We start from the raw sequence: 2,108 nt of genomic DNA, 5'->3' as shown, positions 1-2,108 counted from the left end.
AATTACACAAGCTGATATCAATGCTGGTTTTGTCTACAACTTAGCTATCGCTACGGCAACTCCGCCAACTGGTCCAAACGTTACAGATACTTCTTCTGATCCAACGCCTTGTACTACTTGTCCAGTTGATCCTACTTGTCCGGATTGTACGATTACTCAATTAATAAATGCGGTAGACGATACATTTAATAATGTTGCTTGTGATGTAAGTGGAATAACTGGAAATATCTTAACTAACGATGTTTTTGGTTCAACTCAAGTAAATACAAATGCTAGTAGTCAAGTAACTTTAACGATTATTTCTGGAAATTATCCAAACATAAATATTGACACTAATGGAAATATTAATTTTACAAGCGGTATTGCTGTAGGTTCATATACATTCACCTACCAAATATGTAGTGCAACTACTCCTAATATCTGTGATCAAGCTACTGTAACAATTAATGTAATTGATAATGCTAATCCAACTTGGACTTCAGTATTACCACAAGATGTAACAGTAACTTGTACTGAAATTCCAACAGCGCCGACACTAACAGCTACAGATTCATGTGGAACTGCTACGGTAACATTTGCTACACAAACAATAAATGGAAATTGTCCTGGAAATTATACATTAGTTAATACGTGGACTGCAACTGACAATTCAGGTAATTTCATTACGCATACGCAAAACGTTACGGTTCAAGATATAACAGCTCCTACTTTTGTAGAAACGCTTCCATCAACATCTGTAACTTACGAATGTTCAAATGTACTTCCTGCAGTTACCTTAACAGCAATTGATAATTGCGGTAGCGCTACCGTTACGTTTACCGAAACTTCTGCAAATGGCAGTTGTGCTGGATCGTTTGTACTAACAAGAACTTGGACTGCTACTGATTTATGCAATAACAGTACTACTTTTACACAAACAGTTACTGTTCAAGACACAACCGCTCCAACGCTAGCAACACCGTACACAGAAACAATTAGTGCAACATGTTCAACAATTCCAGATGCACCAACTCTAAGTTTTACAGATGGATGTACATCAACTTCAAATATTACTGTAGTTTATAACACATCAACTTCAAATATAGATGCGACTGGAAACTATGTAATAACAAGAACATGGACTGTGAGTGATGCTTGTAATAATTCACAAATCTTTACACAAACTGTGAATGTGAATATTCCAAACTATATTCAATCAACTACTATTGAAGGACAATGTGATATAGATATTGATTTGTCTATTGATGTTACTGATATTATAAACCAGCAATTCTCAGGAATAGTTTCGCCAAATGGAACTTTCACAGATGTAAATAACTCTGGAGCATTAAGTACTGACGGATTTTTCACTCCTTATGAGTTAGCAAATGGTAATTATACTTTTAGATATGAAAATAATGATCCTTTATGTCCGAGAATTGTAGATGTTATCATTCCTGTAGACAGAAATGTATGTACAGTTGATGCATGTATTACTCTTGAAGTTCATAATGCATTCTCACCTAACAATGATGGTACTAACGAAACATTCATAATTGATAATATAACTAATCCATGTTATATTGAAAATACTGTTGAAATATATAATCGTTGGGGTATAAAAGTTTTTGAAACTCAAAATTATAATAATCAAGATCGAGTTTTCAGAGGAATTTCTGAAGGTAGAGAAACTATAAATCAGTCATCTGAATTACCAACTGGAACTTATTTCTACATTTTGAAATATAAAACTATCGAGGGTAATTACGCTACTAAAAATGGATATTTATATTTAACAAGATAGTAATTCTCTAAATTTGAAAAAGTACAGTCCGATAATTAAACAATACCGATACATGAGAACAAAGATTATAATATTCGTAATGCTTCTAATAAGTTTAGTGAGTTATTCTCAGCAAGATGCTCAGTACACTCAGTATATGTATAATACTATCAATATCAATCCGGCATATGCTGGATCACGCGGAGTGATGAGTATTTTTGGTTTACACCGAACGCAATGGGTTGGTTTAGACGGTGCGCCAGTAACCAATGCATTTTCTATCAACTCACCGATAGAGAATAGCAATTTGGGAGTTGGACTATCGTTTGTAAACGATAAAATTGGA

General features: G+C 34.0%; 2 protein-coding genes. Both read left to right on the top strand.

The features are described from left to right. Nucleotides 1-1,783: T9SS type B sorting domain-containing protein (locus tag ACZ098_RS17145; protein ID WP_487312987.1), on the top strand; the 1,783-nt coding region annotated here is incomplete at its 5' end. A 52-nt stretch (nt 1,784-1,835) separates the two neighbouring features. Continuing rightward, on the top strand, nt 1,836-2,108 hold a 273-nt coding region (locus tag ACZ098_RS17140; protein ID WP_487312986.1), incomplete at its 3' end, for a PorP/SprF family type IX secretion system membrane protein.

This window comes from Flavobacterium sp. SP2 (genome assembly GCF_057626655.1).
This window is presented reverse-complemented; position numbering and strand designations above follow the sequence as displayed.